The sequence below is a fragment of the Bacteroidetes bacterium GWF2_43_63 genome, from assembly GCA_001769275.1.
Taxonomy (GTDB): Bacteria; Bacteroidota; Bacteroidia; order Bacteroidales; family DTU049; genus GWF2-43-63.
Genome location: MEOQ01000002.1, coordinates 43,513 through 63,932, shown reverse-complemented (window position 1 = coordinate 63,932; position 20,420 = coordinate 43,513). Strand labels below are relative to the sequence as shown.

General features: G+C 43.1%; 12 protein-coding genes. 6 read left to right on the top strand and 6 right to left on the bottom strand.

Annotated elements, in window-relative coordinates; translation table 11 throughout:
* Nucleotides 1-232: 232 nt before the first annotated feature.
* The 3 genes from A2W93_12530 to A2W93_12520 form a co-directional block, all read right to left on the bottom strand.
* A complete protein-coding gene (locus tag A2W93_12530) occupies nt 233-1,708 on the bottom strand; it encodes a hypothetical protein (GenBank protein OFY56489.1) in 1,476 nt (491 codons plus the stop codon).
* A 62-nt stretch (nt 1,709-1,770) separates the two neighbouring features.
* Entirely contained in the window at nt 1,771-4,551 is a 2,781-nt protein-coding gene (locus A2W93_12525) for a hypothetical protein (protein ID OFY56488.1), read from the bottom strand.
* Between the two features lie 267 nt (nt 4,552-4,818).
* Nucleotides 4,819-6,507 carry a peptidase C69 gene (locus A2W93_12520; GenBank protein ID OFY56487.1) on the bottom strand — a complete coding sequence of 563 codons (1,689 nt, stop codon included), beginning with the start codon at nt 6,505-6,507 and terminating at the stop codon, nt 4,819-4,821.
* Nucleotides 6,508-6,638: 131 nt separating this feature from the next.
* Between A2W93_12520 and A2W93_12515 the strand changes: the two genes are divergently transcribed.
* The gene (locus A2W93_12515) at nt 6,639-7,577 is read left to right on the top strand and encodes a tRNA epoxyqueuosine(34) reductase QueG (protein ID OFY56486.1); all 939 of its coding nucleotides are present in this window, start codon (nt 6,639-6,641) and stop codon (nt 7,575-7,577) included.
* Between the two features lie 130 nt (nt 7,578-7,707).
* Here the strand turns inward: A2W93_12515 and A2W93_12510 are convergent, their stop codons facing one another.
* Nucleotides 7,708-8,223 carry a hypothetical protein gene (locus tag A2W93_12510; protein ID OFY56485.1) on the bottom strand — a complete coding sequence of 172 codons (516 nt, stop codon included), beginning with the start codon at nt 8,221-8,223 and terminating at the stop codon, nt 7,708-7,710.
* A 321-nt stretch (nt 8,224-8,544) separates the two neighbouring features.
* Here A2W93_12510 and A2W93_12505 point away from each other — a divergent pair, with 321 nt between their 5' ends.
* Nucleotides 8,545-10,161 carry a hypothetical protein gene (locus A2W93_12505; protein OFY56494.1) on the top strand — a complete coding sequence of 539 codons (1,617 nt, stop codon included), beginning with the start codon at nt 8,545-8,547 and terminating at the stop codon, nt 10,159-10,161.
* A 373-nt stretch (nt 10,162-10,534) separates the two neighbouring features.
* Here the strand turns inward: A2W93_12505 and A2W93_12500 are convergent, their stop codons facing one another.
* Together A2W93_12500 and A2W93_12495 are read right to left on the bottom strand one after the other, a co-directional pair.
* Nucleotides 10,535-13,096 carry a ribonucleoside-diphosphate reductase, adenosylcobalamin-dependent gene (locus tag A2W93_12500; GenBank protein ID OFY56493.1) on the bottom strand — a complete coding sequence of 854 codons (2,562 nt, stop codon included), beginning with the start codon at nt 13,094-13,096 and terminating at the stop codon, nt 10,535-10,537.
* Nucleotides 13,097-13,412: 316 nt separating this feature from the next.
* A complete protein-coding gene (locus A2W93_12495; GenBank protein OFY56484.1) occupies nt 13,413-13,838 on the bottom strand; it encodes a hypothetical protein in 426 nt (141 codons plus the stop codon).
* 322 nt (nt 13,839-14,160) lie between these two features.
* Between A2W93_12495 and A2W93_12490 the strand changes: the two genes are divergently transcribed.
* The 4 genes from A2W93_12490 (at nt 14,161) to A2W93_12475 (ending at nt 20,383) form a co-directional block, all read left to right on the top strand.
* Entirely contained in the window at nt 14,161-15,291 is a 1,131-nt protein-coding gene (locus A2W93_12490; protein OFY56483.1) for a hypothetical protein, read from the top strand.
* A gap of 29 nt (nt 15,292-15,320) precedes the next feature.
* Nucleotides 15,321-15,659 carry a ribosome-binding factor A gene (locus A2W93_12485; GenBank protein OFY56482.1) on the top strand — a complete coding sequence of 113 codons (339 nt, stop codon included), beginning with the start codon at nt 15,321-15,323 and terminating at the stop codon, nt 15,657-15,659.
* A gap of 2 nt (nt 15,660-15,661) precedes the next feature.
* Nucleotides 15,662-16,897, top strand: coding sequence for a hypothetical protein (locus A2W93_12480; GenBank protein ID OFY56481.1), 1,236 nt, complete (start codon nt 15,662-15,664; stop codon nt 16,895-16,897).
* Between the two features lie 249 nt (nt 16,898-17,146).
* Complete coding sequence (locus A2W93_12475) at nt 17,147-20,383, top strand: protease (GenBank protein OFY56492.1); 3,237 nt, start codon at nt 17,147-17,149, stop codon at nt 20,381-20,383.
* The last annotated feature ends 37 nt before the right edge of the window (nt 20,384-20,420 follow it).

Here is a 20,420-nt window from a genome sequence, read left to right as displayed (position 1 = left end):
GGACACCCATTTGAGCATCCTGAAAATTGTATAAATGTATATATCAATTTCTTACAAAATTGGAAATTTCAAAATGTCGAAGTCAGGAAAGAGTATGGATTATTAAATATTTCACTTTGATATTAGAAATTACTATTATAGTTTATTCCGCGAATATTGTTGGAATTCACTGGGCACAAAAAAAAAGCTGCCCGTTGGTGTTGGGCAGCCTTTTCGGGAAAATAAATTCTGTTTATTTCTTCACAATGCGCGATGTGTACAATTTGTCATCCATGTACAAACGCATCATATAAATACCGTCATTCAGATTTTCAATGGAAATGGTGTTTGAGCCATTTGGGAGATTATTCTGAAAATAGACAACGTCGCCCAGCAGATTAAGGATTTCTACTTTTGCTACGCTTGCTGACTCAATGTTTAAATGAAACACGCCATTGGTTGGATTGGGGTAAACACTCCATGTTTCAACAGGACTCTCTTCGACACCTACACCCCAATATGTTTTGAAATGGAATTCATCATACATATCAGTTGTATCAGCATGAGTGACGCATCTGACACGCCAGTAGTAATTTGTTTGTGAAACAAGATGAGTAGTTGGAGTATACGATGTTCCGGCTACATTCACTTTTGTTATGTTGGTAAATGCTGGGACAGTATCGTACTCAAGAATGTAGTATGCTGCGCCGCGAATAGATTCCCAGGTAAATGCGGTGGCTGGATCAACCTCTGTTGCATCATCAGCTGGGGTGAGCATGGTGACCTTGTTTACTGTTGAAAGGGTACGAACGGCAGTCCATTTGCTGGTATCACCGTCAGTAATGAGTCTGAGTCTGTAATTGAAAGTTCCGAAAGGAATAGTATCAATGGCTCCGCGAGCAAGTGTATCATATGTTATTCCGGAAACTAATTTGATAAACATAGCAGCGCTATCCCAATAGAAGACAATGGGTGCAGTGAATGTCGGATCAGTGTCGAAATTGATTTCATATTTTTCAGTACCAACAATGCTTTTAATTCTGAGAGTATCAGCAGGATGAATGTCGATTGCATTATTTGCAGGTGAAGTTGAATAAAACGCAACAGAATCGCGGGTCATGAAGCCAACAGCTACAGACCAATTCGAGGTATCATTCACATGAATTCCACGAACGCGATAATAATAATTATCGCCATAATAGTTGTCGTACACCTGAAATTTCGTGTCGTTTTCAACGATTCCGCTTCTAAACCAAGGGCTGTCAAAGGTAGCAGCAGAGTCGAACTGACATTCATACTTCGTTACACCTGACATTGCATTCCATTTAAGTAGCGGATCAAGGCTGGCTGTTTTAGAGCCCGCAGCTGGCCACAGAGTTGTTGGTGCAGCAACAGTATTAAAACTACGGACAATAGACCAGTTGGAGATTACATCATTGGCGTCAATTGCTCTCACACGCCAGTAGTAAGTTGTTCCAAAAAGCAGAACAGATGACTGCCATGCTGAATAAATAACAACAGTATCCTGGGGGTTAGAAAAAGTAGCGGATGTGTCTAGATTGACTTCGTATTTAACTGCCGCTGCAACCGGGTTCCAGTCTAGCAGAACATTTACAACCTGATTCACAGCATTGTTAGCCGGAGTTGACAGGGTGGGTGCATAGATTTTTTCCTGAGCTGAAACGGAAACAGCTATCAGTATTAATAATGCGGATAGAATTTTTTTCATATATCGCAGGTTTTCAGAGTTACAATTTAAAAATGAGGCCGGGGAAAACCCCGGCGCTCTGATTATTTTTTAATGAGTTTACCAGACATCGAAACAGTTTTGACGCGTACTTCGACCAGGTAATTTCCAGTGGTAAGTACAGATACATTCATGTCAATCAAATTGCTGCCTGATACAATATTCACCTGTTTTGAAGCAGCAAGTTTGCCGTCGATTGAATAAATATTGACAACGCCTGATCCTGCTTCCGTTGAATTAAACATAAGGGTAGTCTGGCTTTCTGCCGGATTAGGATAAATACCAATGGTAGCACCAGCTATTGAAGGCTGAGCATCTTCTAATCCAACATAAGAGAACGATTTAAATGCACCACGTCCGTGAGTTCCGGCATAAATAACGCCGTAGTTGTTATTGTAATAGTAGTTCTTTGACTGCTGAACAAGTGAATAAACAGGAACACGACCTATGGTCTCATTATCTTCGACCCATGATACTGTTGCGGCTGTAATATTTGAAGTGCTGAAAATGCCCAATTCGGTTCCAACAATTACTGTGTTTGGACTATTCATTTCAATCACACTGGCATAAACCGGCATTTGAGGAAGGTTGCCTGTTTTATTGAGGAAAGTGGGAATAGAATCCAAAGCAGTGCTGGAATAATAGATATGAGTTGCAGAACCGTAGTTTCCCATTGTATATAATACATTGTTTGGGTCGGTTTGATCAACAGAAATTGATGTGATGGCACGACCTGTTGCTGCAATACGTGTGCATTCAACTACAGAATATGAGCTTGAGCCATACCCTGTTAATGAATCGACTACAGCGCACAGATTTGAAATACGGTAAAGATTTCCGCTCGATGTACCAACAAAAAGATAATTTCCATCTTTAGAACCAGCCATGCACTGTGATGTGCCGGAAATTGCTGCCACTTTGTACCAATCCGGAGCGCCACTAAAATCATGCAGGCCTTTGGTCATCCAAACAGCGCCATTAAGACCTACGTAGAAACGGGCCTGAACCCTGTCCTGAATAAGCACACTGTCGCCGGCAGCGAGGGGATCTTCAAGTGTATAAAGGAATGGGAAACTGTTGTTTTTCTTTGAATAAGCCACAACGGTTGCGCCTGCAGGATAATCAACAGTATCAGAATAAAACATTAAAGAATCACGACTGTTGAGATCGTTGATTTGTTCGTCAAGATACATTGGAGTAACAAAACCGGCCCATGAAGGAGACAATTCAGCCGGGGCTGCCATTGCTTCGCTGTAGAAAGCTTTTGCATTTCCACCTAATTCATTACTGCGATACATGTCGCCATAATAGACAGTACCAACAATAACATTAGGATCAATGTATGACATGGCCGACCAGCCACCATCTCCACCAAGAAACTCGTATGCTGTGCCCGTTGTAGTGAGAGTACCAGGTAATACAAGTGTTCCGTTATCCTGAGTTCCACCCATTACCATGTCAAAAAGGTTACAGCTCAGATTGTAGAACTGAATTGTTCCAAAGCGACGGTTGAGTGTGGAAAAAGTGTTGCCGCCATTGGTTGATTTACTGACTCCGCCGTCTGAACCATGGAAGAAAGTGTTTGGATCTGTAGGATGGAAAACGATGTCGTGATGATCAGCATGGAGATAATAATAACTCGATGAATTCAGGTACCAGAGTGATTTCTGAATCCAGGTTCCACCTTCGGACCAGTCCCACAGATCAATTCCACCAACCAAAATATGATTTTTGTCGTTCGGGAAAACTTTAATAATATTATCCCAGTAGCCTTGATTGTTATCGCCAAATACATTGAATGCGGCACTACCACCGGGGCCAATAATTGTCCAGGTAACACCAGCGTCCGTTGAGCGGTAAATGTTCATTAAAGAACCAACGGCTTTTGCAACACAAGCATAGATATAATTCGGATCACTCGGAGCTACGGCGATTTCCATCCTGCCGATTGAGGTAGCAGTTGTTCCGGTTATGGAACGGTCAACGAAAGTACCACTGTTTCCATCCGGAGAGTAAAACAATTTATCTCCAACCACAGCATAAACGCGGCCATCACTACCGATTTCAACGTCATGGGATACCATTGCGTAAGGCGAAGTGGTAGGATAGAGAACAGGATTTGTCCAGGTGGCGCCACCGTCATCAGTAATCTGCAGACCACCTTCGGTACAGGCATAAATACGCGTACTGTTAGGGGCAGCTGCAATTTCATATATATTAAGCCATTTGCTGGTAAGACTTAATGGTTCTGTAGCTGACAGAAGTGAATAGGCATTTCCAGAAGCATCGGTTGATTTGTAAATACCTCCACCGATAAATCCGCTGCTGCCTGCAGCTGTTCCAGTTCCATTACCAAATCCTTCACCTGTTCCAAAATAAATTATTCCGTTGATATCCTGAGTGATACAGGAAACAGCATAATTTTCGGCCAGGGGGGCAATTAGTTCCCAGGATGTCCCACCAGAAATAGACTGCCACAATCCGCCTGAAACACCACCGGCGTAAAGCGTATTTGTATTGTTTCTGTCTACCAGAATTGCTCTGGTTCGTCCTGCAATATTGTCAGGTCCAATTTCGCTCCAGGTCAGGGATTTGCCTTTTGGCAACAGATTGGCAGATTTATGAGCATTAACAATATCGCTGACATCAGGTGTGCCGCGGACAAGTTTGTAATACTCAAGCGCTCCGGCAATACCCATCTCGCTTTGCCCTTTTTTAGTCCTGGGTTGATAACGTTTCTGTTCTTCATTTTGCTGGGCCAGCACGCTGCTACTGAAGATCACCAGCAACATACAGACACCTAAAACAGTAGTGATTCTTTTCATACTATGGTCGGTTTATTTAATTCAACTTTCTACTTGAAAATAGTGGCGCAAGATACGACTAATTTTCATTTTAAGATGAATTTTTTCGCCTTGTGAAAAAAAAATTACATCGCATTAATGCAGCCCCGAAAATACCATTAAAAATGAGTGCTTTAACCGAACTACAAGTATTCGGCAGATGTAAATAAGTTATCGGAAATCATCCGACAATAAACAAAAAAACCTTCCCGGAAATCAGGAAGGTTTTTTAAAAATATCTATGTGCTTTTAGTGCGAAGGTTCTCCGAAATATTGCAGCTCCTCACCGTTGTCTTTAACAATCTTGCGTAGCCACTCATCGCCATAGCCAGGCTGTACCACTTTGGGGTTCTGCTGCCCGGGCACAAACGTTTTAACGTTACCGTCCATATATTTCATAAAGAGATACTGATAGAATTTTTTCCAGTAATGAACCAAATCATCAGCATTTTTCACTGAAAAATCAGTAACGTACATTATTGCCGCTGTTTTATCGGAAGCAAGAAGATCCAGCGCCGATTTGTCGATGTCCAGAACTCGTTTGATGTACAAATTTTCAAGCGAATCCTGCCTCACTTGAATTTCCGGATGAATAGCGTTGTAACGGGTGTATGCAAAGTTTGAAACCTGACTGAATACCCAGAAAGCGGCATCGTCGCTCCACTCCATAATAGCGCCATTGCCTCTGGCAAACGTTGCCGGAATAGTGCGGCTGCTTGTGTAAATTGGTGTGTATACGGTGCTTGCTGCATCGTCGACCGAAAACCAGATAATCCCGCCAACTTCGTCGGCAATGGTGCTGCGGCTTTGAGTAACAAAGCTGAATCCAGTCTGTTGAGTGGCCGTAACACGCTCGTGCACATATGTTTTGCCATCAACTTCCCAAACCATGGGACGCCAGCGGTAAGGACATTTGTATGGACCGGCCCCAATGTCGGTGCTCATATCGAGTGGAGTGCCTTCCATATGGCTGCGCATGTAGGTCATCAGGTCTTTCTGTGATATTTTTTTGTTTGGAAGAATAAACAGCGGCATCCGGTTTTTCAGGTCGTGTCCCATAATGTATCCCAGATACTTTTCCATATCGCTGTTTACCTCGCGGAAGAAGCTCCAGACGCGATTTTCGCAAAATCTTGCACCATCAAATGTTATAGGAGCATAGGTGTCTGAGAAGCTGAAATCAGCATCTTTGCCTTTGTATTCGAAATTTTTCTTTGCAAATTCAATAACATCGTGAGAATAAATACATTCGATTCCGGGTAAATTGATTTTTGCAAACTGCTCATCGGTAATCGATGTTTTTCCGTTGGCAAGTGGGAAAGTCTGAATGCGGGCCTGATTGGCATGGCCTGACACATATCCGTCAGGAATTTTACGGGCAACCCAAACTGCACCTTTTTCATAGTCGCCTTTCCCGATTATTTCCATAATCCACGCTTCGTTTTTATCAGCAATCGAAAACGATTCGCCAGATGAGGCATAACCGTATTCGGCCATCAGACTACCTATTACCATAATGGCTTCGCGTGCGGTTTTTGAACGCTGCAATGCAATATAAATCAGACTTCCATAATCCATAATGGCGCCCTTCTGAGATTCCAGCTTAGATAATCCACCATAAGTGGTTTCACCAATGGCTACCTGGAATTCATTCATATTACCAACCACATTGTAGGTGCGTCGGGCCTGCTTGATCTGTCCCAGGAATTTTCCGGTATCCCACTCATAAATATCCATCATAGCGCCTTCAGGATAAACCGCTGGCGCCCAATGATACAATTCGCCAAAAAGCACATGACTGTCGGCAGCATAGGTTATCATTACCGAGCCATCGGTCGAAGCACCTTTGGTCACAATATAATTTGTGCAGGCCATTGCTGGCGAATTCAGCAGGAAAGCCGCAACAACCATAAATACTGAGAAATACTTTCTTTTCATACCTGTAAATTGTTTCGGCAAACCTACATGAATTTTCCGAAATACACAAGCACCTATGATTTTTATCTGCTTTTATGTAAACAATCAATACTCTTTTTCTGTCAGAAATATGTACATTTGAAACAAAAAGATTGACCCGGAATCTTAAAAAGGATATTACCGATCTTTTGCTGCGACATGGCTTTTCAGCTGTTGGTTTTTCTCCGGCAGGCCCTGTCAGTCAATCCTGGCAGGGAAAGTTCCGGCAGTGGCTCGAATCGGGCCATCACAACGGGCTGCAGTGGCTTGAAAGAAACATTGAAAAACGCAATGACCCTACCCTGCTCTATCCTGGCACAAGGACAATCATTTCGATGCTGCATCCATGGCCTGAAACGCAGTTTGATACAGGGCCGCTGAAAATAGCAGCTTATGCTCACGGTTTCGATTATCATGATTATCTGAGAAAACAGGCCGAACCCGCCATGCAACTCATTGCTGCAGCTGATCCGGATTTTCAGCCGAAGTTTATTGCAGACAGCGCGGCTGTTTTTGATCGCTATTGGGCATGGAAGGCCGGATTGGGGTTTATCGGACGAAACGGATTTCTGATACAGCCCACAATAGGCAGTCGCGTACTCATTGCCCACATTTTTACGTCACTTGAATTTGATTCAACCGCAATTCCGCTTGAAAACGAATGTGGAAATTGCTCAAAATGTGTTGACAGTTGCCCGACGCAGGCCTTCAATGGCGACGGAACCATTGACGCACGAAAATGCATTGCCTGCTACAATATCGAATCTAAGGAAAAATTGCCGGAAATTATTGAACAAAATAATCCCGGATGGATATTCGGATGCGACATTTGCCAGGCAGCTTGTCCCTACAATCAATCACATATTTTGTCTGTTGGTTCGCAAAAAATGAAAGGCAACTGGCAGGTTCCAGCTGACAAAAAAGAATGGTTTGAAATGAGTGAAGTTGAGTTTTCGAGCCGGTTTTCGCATACACCATTGAAACGTGCCGGTCTTGAAAAAATAAAACAGACCATTAACAGCCTGAGTCAACGTTGCACATTTCTATGGTGAAAAGTTGCAACAATCAATGTCGTGATTTTTGTGTCGACTGTAACGATGGCCCGTCAGAATAGCAACGCAACATTGCTATCAACTTCACAATTGAAGTAATCAGTAATGTAAGAAGCTTAAATTGAATAATTTACACTGCCCCAGCCAGATAAATAATAGCCATGACAATCAGAACCACCAGCAACAAGCCGATAAAAACGCTCCAAAGATTAGGCAACAGAAACCCCAGCAATGCCAGAATTACAGCTATTACAAGCACCCAGATCAACAAGGTGACAATGTCAATACTCTGATTTTCGGAAGCAGAATTGGCTTTTGCCTGAGCTTTGAATGCCTTTTTGAAATCTCTAATAACAGAAGGCGTTTTGAATGGTTTGGCAAATCGCTGTGGTTCTGCTTTAACGATCGGCTCAGACTCCTTATAATCAGGCATTTCCAACATATCTTGCTCAGGTAAAACATCAGCAAGAACGACATTTTCGACGTTCAGATTGACATCCGGCTCATCAATATCGATTGCTGTAACAGATTCATTTACAGGTACTTTATTTAAATGAGCATGCTTTGCCCTGCTCTGAAAATCGAATACGGAACAGCTGCTTAAAATGAGCAGCGCAGCGATTAATATAAATGTTGAATTTTTCATAAGTCGGTTTTTGATATTTGCAAATATAGACTAAATCATTTAACTCTTGCACAAAAAAACGATAAATGAATCTGAAAACTATCAGCGATTGGACTTTATTGGATCATAAATGTACTGAAGGTCACTTATATATTTCCTGAAAAAAATATTTAATCAGAAAAAAACAATTGCTAACATTTCGAATGAAAATATCTGTAATTTGCGCCCTCAAAACGGACTAAAACCAGAAACATGAAAAACATTTATTTAATGACACTTATCGTAGCAATTGCGGTTACAGGAATAACCGGCTGTGGTAATAAAAAAGACAAAGGAGGAGATATGAAAAGTGAACTTCAGGCTTTTATTCAGAAGTATGAAGATACCATCCGTCCCATTATGAAAGAATATACCACCGCTATGTGGAATTCTGAAGTCAGCGGATCGGAAGAGGATTATGCAAAGGTTGAAGAATTTGGTATCAAATACACCAAGATATTCACCAATAAGGAAGACTTCGCATTGCTGAAAAAAATCAAGGATGCCGGTGGTGTAAAAGATAGTCTGCTCGATCGCGAACTCAATGTGCTTTTCAACGCTTATCAGCGCAATCAGGTTGATGAAAAGAAACTGGAAGAAATCATCGGCATGGAAACAAAGATTGCCAAAAAGATGAATACTTATCGTGCTACCACCGAAAAAGGTGATTCACTGACCGATAATGAGGTTGAAGAAATCCTTAGCAGCAGCACCGATAACAAGAAACTTGAGGAAACCTGGAAGGCACACAAAAATGTAGGAAAAGTTGTAGCAGCTGATATCATTGCTTTGGTGAAAAAACGCAACGAAGTTGCCAAAGACCTTGGATACAACAACTATCATGAAATGAGTCTGAAGCTTAGCGAACAGGATCCGGCAGAAATCGAAAAATTATTTAACGAACTGGACGATCTCACCCGCGATGGTTTCACAAAACTCAAAGGTCAGATAGATTCTTTCATGTCAAAGCGATACAATGTGCCTGAGGCAAACTTAATGCCCTGGCATTTTCAAGGGCGTTTCTTCCAGGAAGCTCCGAAAATTTACACCCTCGATCTTGATAAGTATTATAAGGATAAAGATCTGGTGAAACTGACTTCGGATTATTACGCAAGCCTTGGGATGGACGTGAAAGACATTATTGAGCGTTCAGATTTGTTTGAAAAGAAAGGCAAAAATCAACACGCATTTTGCATAGACATGGACAATGAAGGTGATGTACGCGTTCTTTGTAATGTAAAATCAAATTACAAATGGATGAACACTATGCTGCACGAATTCGGCCATGCCTCATATGATAAGTATATCAGCCGAGATCTTCCGTTCACACTGCGTGATCCTGCACACACATTCACAACCGAGGCAATTGCTATGCTTTTTGGTCGCATGGCCAGCAATGCCCAATGGATGCAGGATATGCTTGGTATCAGCGATGCTGAAAAAATGAAAATCAAAGATGAAGCATTCAAATACACACGTCTCGAACAACTCGTTTTCAGCCGCTGGTCGCAGGTGATGTACCGTTTCGAAAAAGGTCTGTACGAAAACCCCGATCAGGATTTGAATAAATTGTGGTGGGATCTTGTTGAAAAATATCAATTGATGAAAAAGCCTGAAGGCCGCAATGAACCGGACTGGGCATCGAAGATTCACATTGCTACTTCACCTTGTTATTATCACAACTATCATCTTGGTGAATTACTGGCAAGCCAGCTGAATCATTATATCGTTGTGAATATTTTGAAACAGGAAGATATCAATGGAGCCAGCTATTTCAATAACAAAGAAGTCGGAAAATATCTGATGGACAAAGTTTTTGCGCCGGGATCAAAATACACCTGGAATGAAATGATCAAAAACGCCACAGGCGAAGAACTGACTGCGAAATACTATGCAGCACAGTTTGTGGATGGGCTGTAGAGAATTCCAATTATTAGTAAAAAGCTGTCTGGATTTCCGGACAGCTTTTTTTTTGCTGCATGTTTTGTGAAGTTCATAAATCAATAGAAGCTGCCTTTATCTAAAGCAAATTATTGATTTAGAGACTGGCTGAAAAACTCATTGTTGCACCATTCCACCGTTCTGGCTGGTGAACTGGTATTTTTTCAGACAAATAAGCCGGAACATGGAACCGTCGTAACTACAGCAAAAACAACGGTTCCATGTCCTCAAGCTCCTGCGTCGCAACCGGACGGTGGAATGTTGTTTTTGCTGTGTCTGGGACAGCCTGATATTTCTACAATGAAAAACGGGACCCTAAAGTCCCGTTCATACTATATATGTGTAAGCAGAATTAACCGCACTTTGAATAACCGCAGTTGTTGCAGGTTACACAACCTTCTTTGAATTGAAGGGAATCCGTATGACATTCAGGACATTCACCCTGAGCTTTTGTTCCATCGGGAATGAAAAGTTTGAGTGCCCGCACTACACCAGTTCTCCATGAGTTGATATCGTCATTGTCGAACTGCAGATTATCGACCAGCTGAACAACATATGGAATCGGCATTCCATGACGTAAAACGCCTGAAATCAGTTTCGCGTAATTCCAGTATTCCGGGCTGAATGTTCTGGAGAGGCCGCGAATAGTTACCGCATATCCGTCTTTATCGAGAAATTCGAAATCATAGCGTGCCCGCTCGTCGCGATTCTTTTCGCGGATTACCCAGCCACGATGAACAAATTCGGGCAACACAAAATTATCGGCGCGACCTGTGAATATTTCATACGGACGATCATTAAGCAAGCCAACGACAGCGATCCATTTTTCTGCGCCATTATTAAAACGCAATACACTTGCATCAATTTTTAATGGTCTGGCAGGCGCACTTGTTTCAGAAAAAAGAGTGCTTGGTTCTTCCTTCTTTTTATTGTCGGCGACAAGCACACCAGAGCGTGAGCCTTCGCGATACACTGTTACGCCTTTGCAACCACTTTCCCAGGCAGCACGCAGCACAGTGTCAATCATCGATTCATCAACATGCTCCGGAACATTTACTGTGACGCTGATGCTGTGATCAACCCATTTCTGAATTGCGCCCTGCATCTTCACTTTGCTGATCCAGTCAACATCGTTGCTTGTTGCTTTGTAATAAGGAGATTTAGCAATCAGTTCATTCAATTGCTCCTCGGTATAATGATATTTCACCTGATCAACATCGTACCCATTCAGTCCGGCCCAGGTCAGGAATTTTGGGTGAAACACATTGAATTCTTCCCAACTGTCGCCTGATTCATCAACAAAAGTAGCGTTGGTATTTTTATCATTCGGATTGACTTTTTTTCTGCGCTTGTAGGCTGTCATAAACACAGGTTCAATTCCCGAGGAAGTCTGCGTCATAATGCTTACACTCCCGGTTGGAGCAATAGTGAGCAAAGCAATATTGCGGCGTCCGAACTTTTTCATTGATTCGCGCAGCTGAGGCTCTTCGTTAAAAAGACGGTTAATGAAAGGATTGTTCATTTCACGTTCAAAATCAAACACCTGGAAAGGACCACGCTCAGATGCAAGATTTACAGAGGATTTATATGCTTCAACAGCCAGCGTTTTATGAATGTTCACACTGAAATCAATTGCTTCATCCGAGCCGTAGCGCATATTGAGAGCTGCAAGCATATCGCCTTCAGCGGTTATACCAATACCCGTGCGACGACCCTGAATAGCTTTGTCTTTTATTTTAATCCAGAGCTGACGTTCGGTATTTTTTATATCACTGGATTCAGGATCATTGTCAATTTTTTCGATTATGGCATCAACCTTTTCCAGTTCCATATCAATAATATCGTCCATCATTCGCTGCGCATACCAGATATGTTCGCGGAAAAGGGGCATATTGAAACTGGCTTCACTTGTAAAAGGATTCTCAACATAGCTATGAAGATTTATCGCAAGTAAACGGCAGCTATCGTAGGGACAGAGCGGAATTTCGCCACATGGATTTGTAGAAACCGTTTCGAATCCAAGGTCAGCATAGCAATCCGGAACCGATTCGCGTTTGATGGTATCCCAGAAAAGTATTCCGGGCTCAGCAGATTTCCAAGCGTTGTGAACCAGTTTTCCCCACAGATCCTGTGCGTTGATTGTCTTTGAAAAAATGGGTTTATCGGAATGAATCGGGTATTTCTGAGTGTATTCTTTCCGGCTTGTAACAGCATTCATAAAATCATCATCAATACGAACCGAGACATTGGCGCCGGTTATTTTACCCTGCTCCATTTTTGCATCGATAAAACTTTCCGAATCAGGATGATTAACAGAAATGCTGAGCATGAGAGCGCCACGACGACCATCCTGCGCTACTTCGCGGGTTGAATTGCTGTATCGTTCCATAAAAGGCACAATGCCGGTTGAGGTCAAAGCGCTGTTTTTCACCGGTGATCCTTTCGGACGTATATGACTAAGGTCGTGACCTACGCCACCGCGGCGTTTCATCAACTGAACCTGCTCTTCATCAACTTTCAGAATGCCACCATAAGAATCGGCTTTATTGGAACCAATAACAAAGCAATTGGACAAACTTGCTATCTGGAAATTGTTTCCAATGCCAGCCATAGGACTTCCCTGCGGAATAATGTAGCGGAAATTTCTCAGTACTTCAAATACTTCATCCTCCGACATCGGGTTTTTATAATTCTTCTCGATGCGGGCAACTTCGCGGGCAATGCGGCGATGCATATCATCGGGAGTAGCTTCGTAAATATTTCCCTGGCTATCCTTGAGGGCATATTTACTCACCCATACGCTTGCAGCCAAAGTGTCTCCGTTAAAATACGCTGTTGATTGTTTGAGGGCATCTTCATACAAATAAACGCGTCTTTCAGGTTCATTTAATTTGCTTTCCTGACCATCAAAAATATTCGGACGAGTCCGTTTATTCAGGAGCTGATCATATCCGCCTGATTTAGAGTCGTTTTCTGTTTTTACCTGTGTCTGTCCTAACAAACTGTTGTCCATGCTCTCTACTTATTAAGTTAATCCGATGTAATTCAACCATTAAGAAATTTCTCAATAGTCGCTTATTTGGATGGCTAAAGTAAAAACATATGTTTGTTAGGCAAAGCCCAAATTATTAACAATAAGGCATACTTTTCAACTGACAAGGTTAATCAGCTGAATAGCCGAATTTTATTAATTATCTAGATGAATGCGATACGTTTTGTTACGTTCACAGTCAGCCTTTTCCGTCCCAGATAAGCTTCTTTCCGAAGCCAAATGCGTTATCGGTCATTTTGGCATAATCCGGTAAAAAAATCCAAAATGAGGTCTTCATTACTATTGCATACGGAAACCGCTTCAGATAACTGTTTTTAGCCCACTCGTACTCGGAATCAGCAGGTTTATATACGGTTCCCGACATCTGCAGCCCCTGAATTTTGCCTATAATCCGTGTTTCCAAAGCTATTGATACTGCAACCCGGCTATTTGCTGTCAACATTTTAACATGACGTGTTTCTTCATCGCTTGTGAAAACAAAACAGCTCCGCGCTGAATCGTAGGCGTAGAAGCAGTGTGCGCTCCATATCCCTTCTGAATCACTTACTGCGAGCGACATTACGTGGTGCTTCTTTAAAAATTTCGTCATCGCCTCCGGGAGCATACTGTTTTTTTGCAAAGATAATTAAAGCTTTTGGCTGGTGCGTGATTGCAATGCGTTTGTTTCAATCTTCCGGGACTTTGTCCCGGGCCAACATATGCAGCGCCTCCAGCGCAATTTGTGCTTCGCAGCTTCTTTTGTGCCTTCACGTAAAACGTGACAAGGTCGGCTCCAGAATCTCAACCTTTCTGAATGCTGACAACTATGATGTAACATCTTAATCTCGACCTTGAACTGGGCGCGCGTCTCCCGACGCGTGACCTTGTAACGCATGTAACGCCTAACGAAAAAAAATCCGACACCTTAATATTTATATATTTGCATTATGAAAATTCTTCAGGTTTGCGGTGGCCCTTCGTGGGGCGGCATTGAGATGCAGACAGTGAAACTGGCTCAGATACTGCAACATGCGGGACACGAGTCCTGTGTATTCTGCTCTCTCGATGGCAAAACATTTACAACCGCAACTGAAAGAAAACTTCATGTTGAATCCGGAATTTTCGATCCGGGAAAAAACTGGTTTTATTCATTGCGCAAAGCAAAGGAATTACTCGACACATTTAAACCCGATATCATTCATGTGCAGCGGTCGCATGATTTATCTGTTTTAACAGCCGCATTGAAAACGACACGCAACAAAACGCCTCTTGTGTTCACACGCCGCATGGAGAGCCGGCTGAAAAAAAAGTCACCATTGCACCGCATCATTTATAGCCGGATCGACCGGGCCTGGTGTGTTTCCTCTTTTGTTCGGAATAATTTTCTGACTACATCACCCATGAAGCCGGAGAAAGTATTTGTAATGAATAACGGCATCGATCTCCGGATTTTCAGCCCGGAACGATTCAATAAGTCCGAAATGCGCGCCGCATACGGTATTCCGCAAGACGCTCAGGTTGTTGGTATGACTGGTCGCATCTCGCCCATGAAAGGACATGCCGATTTTATTCATGCTGCTGAAATGCTGCTAAAATCGGAAAATAAAAAACTATTTTTTGTGATGGCTGGTGGCGCCAGTGTTGGCGAAGATGGATTTGCGCAGGAAATTTATGCGCTCGCCGCGCACTGTCTGCCTGAAGACAGCTATGTTTTTATAAGCCACCAGCCCGATCTGGCAGGATTGCTTTCGACCCTGGATGTTTATGTGTTCCCTTCGCACCGGGAGTCCTTCGGGAATGTGTTGCTGGAAGCCATGGCCATGCAGTTGCCCATTGTATCTGTAAATGCCGGTGGAGTAACAGACATGATCACCAGTGGCGACAACGCGCTCTGCGTGCGGCCGCAACACCCCGACGAAATTTTTTCTTCCGTTCAAAAGCTGCTGAACAATAACACGCTGTCAACACAACTGGCTCTGGAAGCCAGAAAACGAGCACTCGACTTTTCTTCAGAGAAATTTCTTGAAAATCTTATTATAGAATATCGGGAGGTGATTGAGCTTAGTACAAAGCGATAACCCCTGCAAAAAAGTATTACCTTTGCAACATGGATAGCATCAGACAACAAAAAGCCGCGCGGCTGATTCAAAAAGATTTAGCTGAAATATTTCTTCACGAAGGAAAAAATATGTTTGGCAATGCCATGATCACCGTTACCGTTGTCAGGCTGAGTCCCGACATGAGTATTGCCCGGGTTTACCTGAGTTTGTTTGCCGTGAAAGACAAGGATTCTTTGTTTCAGACCATTCAGATTTACACCTCAGAACTCCGGAAACTGCTCGGGTTGCGCATTGGCAAACAGGTACGCATAATTCCAGAGCTGAAGTTTTTTATCGACGACAGTCTGGATTATATGGAGAAAATTGACAAGGCGCTAAAATCATAGCTGTGGCCGGCAAACAATGGATACCATGGATGGCGTTTCGCTTCTGGCGATCGAAGAAATCGTTCAGTATCATCAACATTATTTCTGGTATTTCATTCTGGGGCATTGCTGTAGGAACAGCTGCTCTAATCATTGTTCTTTCAGCATTCAATGGTCTGGAAGGGATGATAAGCACCATGTTCAACAACTTTCACAGCGAGCTGCGCATTGAACCGGTCAACGGAAAATATTTTCAAAACAAAGAATTTGATGCTTCCAGAATCGTCTCGCTGAATGGTGTTGATGACATCAGTTACGTTGTCGAAGATATCTGCATGGTTCGTTACGGCGACCGTCAACAAGTGGTTTATATCAAAGGAGTGGAGCCGGGTAAGGGATTCGAAGAGAAATTCAAGCCGCTCATGCTCAATGGCAGCAGCAATCTCGGGACAGACAGTGTGCCCTACGCTATTGTTGGTGCAGGAATATTTTATTCTCTTGGAATCAACATCAATGATTTCACAACGCCGCTGACATTCTACAGCCCGAAAAGAACGTCGGCTGCATCGGCCGATATTTCGTCGTCGTTCCGCTCCAGAAGCGCCATTGCAGGAGGCATGTTTTCGGTTCAGCAGGAGTTTGACGAAAAATATATAATTGTTCCGCTTTCACTCGCACGTGACCTGCTGGAGTACGAAACCATTTCCACAGCCATTGAAATTAGCATCAGCGATGAAAGTCTGATTCCCGGAATCGAAGACGAGGTGCAGGATATGGTAGGTGACAGATACAATGTTAAAAACAGAATGGAACAGGAAGAAGCATTGTACAAAATCATGAAAAGCGAAAAGCTTATTGTGTTTCTTATCCTTGCGCTCATTCTGCTAATCACGTCATTCACCATCATCTCAACACTGACACTTGAAATTCTGAGCAAGCAAAAAGACCTCTCAACGCTTTATGCATTGGGCGCAGGAGTTCCGAAAATCAGACGTGTTATAGTTGCGCATGGCTTTATCATTTGTCTGACCGGAATGCTCGTTGGATTTGGAATCAGTATAATCGTTATTGTACTGCAGCAAAACTTTGGCCTGGTGCGGTTTGCAGGAGGAGATACCTTTATCAGTGATATTTATCCGGTTAAAATAATATGGACCGATTTCGTTTATGTGTTTTTTACAGTTCTCGCAATAGCAGCGCTGATATCGCGCATACCAATCCGTCGCATCAACGCAGGATGGTTTAGTTTCCGATATTAAATCAGCTTTTCAGCACCAACGACGATCCCATATCCTCTCTGCGGTCGGACGATGGGATATCGTTGCGCTTGTCACAATATTCCATCGTTCGAAGTACTGCAAAGCAGTATAAATTCCACAAAGAATATGGAATCGTTGTGACATCAAGAAACGGCTCCTTCATAACAGCTGATAATAATCACCTGCTGATACGGTTCGTTCTCAGCAAAAATCCGTAATTTTGGGCTGCCATTATAAATGCCATTCAAAATGAAATATTCACTCCTTATTGCTATCATGATCATGATGACTCATACAGCCAAAAGCCAGCAGGAAGCCCGTCTTCTTCGTTTCCCTGCAGTCAGCAGCAGCTCCATCGTTTTCACCTATGCCGGTGATCTTTACGCTGTCGGTAAAACTGGCGGCGTCGCGCGTCGCATCACTTCGGGCGACGGCTACGAAATGTTCCCCAGATTTTCTCCAGATGGAAAATGGATTGCATTTACCGGCCAGTATGATGGCAACACTGAAGTTTATCTGATTCCTGCCGACGGTGGAATTCCAAAACGCCTGACACACACAGCCACACTTGGAAGGGACGATATTTCGGATCGCATGGGTCCCAATAATATTGTAATGGGCTGGACTCCCGACGGAAAGAAAATCATATATCGTTCACGCGGAACTTCCTTCAACGATTTTGTCGGAAAACTATATGCAGTATCTGTTGACGGCGGACTATCAGAAGAACTCCCCCTCTCCACCGGCGGATTCTGCAGCTACAATAGCGATGGCAGCAAGCTCGCTTTCAATCGCGTTTTTCGTGAATTCCGCACATGGAAATATTACAAAGGTGGGATGGCCGATGATATACGCATCTTCGATTATAAAACAAAATCAATCGAAAAAATAACCGATACACAGGCACAGGATATCATGCCCATGTGGATTGGCAATGAAATTTATTTTATTTCGGATCGTGACCGCACCATGAATCTTTTCTGCTACAATACTGAAAGCAAGACTACATCTAAGGTTACAACATACTCTGAATTTGACATCAAATTTCCTTCGCACAACAATGGTGAAATCGTTTTTGAAAACGGAGGCTATATCTATCTTTTCAGTGCTTCAACCAAGAAAGCCGAAAAAGTAAAAATTCTGATTTCAAACGACATGGCCTACAGTCGCGACTTTCTGGCCGATGCTTCGAAAAATATTCAGATGGTAAGTCCTGCTCCAGGCGGAGAACGGCTCGTGGTGAGTGCCCGCGGCGAAGTATTTTCCGTTCCTGTGAAAAGCGGAGTTACCCGAAATCTCACAAAAAAATCTTCATCGCATGACCGCAACGCCGTCTGGTCGCCCGATGGAAAGACCATTGCATATATAAGCGATCGCAGCGGTGAGTTTGAAATCTGGACGATTGCACAGGATGGAAGTTCAGACCCAGTGCAGATTACAAAAAAAGCCGACACATATTATTTCTCTCTTGAGTGGTCACCGGATAGCAAAAAAATACTTTTCAGCGACAAAAAACTGCGTCTTCGTTATGTAGATGTTGAAACAAAAAAAATTACAGAAGTCGCATCAACAGGCGTGTGGGAATACACTGATTTTGCATGGAGTCCTGACAGTAAGTGGATCGTTTTTACTGAGCCCCAAAAATCGGGCATGAACCAAATTATGCTCTATGAGCTGGCTTCAGGTAAGAAAACTGCAGTCACCGATACCTGGTACGAATCATACAATGCGCAATTCAGTCGTGACGGGAAATTTCTCGTTTTCATCAGCGATCGTGATTTCAATCCTATTTATAGTCAGACGGAATGGAATACGGCCTATACAAATATGGGGCGCATTTATCTTGTGCCATTGGACGCTAAAACACTGAACCCGCTTGCGCCAAAGAATGATGAAGTTGCATTGGAACCTGAAAAGAAAGATGACCCGAAACCCGCTGATGGAGCTATTCCAAATATTGTTGTAACAACCGAGGGCATTCAGGATCGCATTGTTTCATTACCTATTGAGTCATGCAATTATTACGGAGTAGAAATGACCGGCGACGACGTTTACTACGTGAAAAGTGCAACAGGCGATGAGAAAAGTCAACTCATGCTTTACAGTATAGAAGATTCAAAAGAAACTACTATTGGCGAATTCAATGGTTTTCAGATTACTGGCAACAGCAAGAAAATGTTGGTTCGCAGGGATAGAGTTTATTATATCATCGATCTGCCAAAAGCTGAAGTGAAGCCGGAAAAGAGCGTGTCGTTCGATCAGTTGAAAACCACGGTCAACCGTCAGGAAGAATGGTCTCAGATTTATTTTGAGGTCTACCGCCAGATGCGGGATTTCTTTTATGTTGAAAACATGCAGGGCGTAAACTGGGATGCCATGCGCGATAAATACGCTGCATTGCTGCCTTATGTTAATAATCGTCACGACCTGAATTATATTATTGGTGAATTAATCGGCGAACTGAATGTAGGACATGCTTACATCAGCGGTGGAGACCGGCCAATGCCAACGCGCGTAAACACTGGGCTTCTGGGCGCTGTAATCGCTTCGGATCCCTCCGGTTTTTTCAAAATATCGTCTGTATTGAAAGGGGCAAACTGGAGCAAACAATTGCGCAGCCCACTCACCGAGCACGGTGTGAATGTGAAAGAAGGAGAATATATTATCGCCATTGATGGTGTAAGAACAAATACTGTAAATAATGTATACGCGCTGCTTGCAGGCAAAGCCGATATACAGGTCGAAATGCTTGTAAACAGCAAGCCATCAGCTGATGGTGCCCGAAAAGTTATTGTTGTTCCGCTGGCATCTGAAGCATCACTCTATTACTACAACTGGGTGCAGCACAATGTGGAACTTGTTGATAAAGCAACCAACGGAGAAGTAGGATACATCCACGTTCCAGACATGAGCGTTGAAGGGCTGAATGAATTTGTGAAATATTTTTACCCGCAGCTGAACAAAAAAGCACTGATCATTGATGATCGTGGAAACGGCGGCGGCAATGTTTCTCCAATGATTATGGAACGACTAATGCGTGTTCCGACACGCGCCAATATGGCCCGCAACGTGACCATCCCCGGACAGACTCCAACCAAAATCATGCTGGGCCCAAAAGTGCTTTTACTCAATCAGTATTCAGCATCCGACGGAGACTTATTTCCTTATGCGTTTAAAAAACATCAGTTGGGTAAAACCATTGGAGTCCGCAGCTGGGGCGGTGTTGTGGGTATTCGCGGTTCATTGCCATTTATAGATGGCACTGTGCTGAACAAGCCCGAATTTGCAAGCTACTCCATCGATGAAAGCAAATGGATCATTGAAGGCTATGGCGTAGAGCCGGATATAATTATTGACAACGATCCGTATCAGGAATTTTCCGGCACCGACACACAGCTTCTGAAAGCTATTGAAGTCATTAAAGAAGAATTGAAAAATTACAAACCAATTCCTGAAATTCCCGAAGGGCCCGATAAATCAAAATAAGCTGGCAGCTTTTACGTTATAGTAGCAACAAAAATCT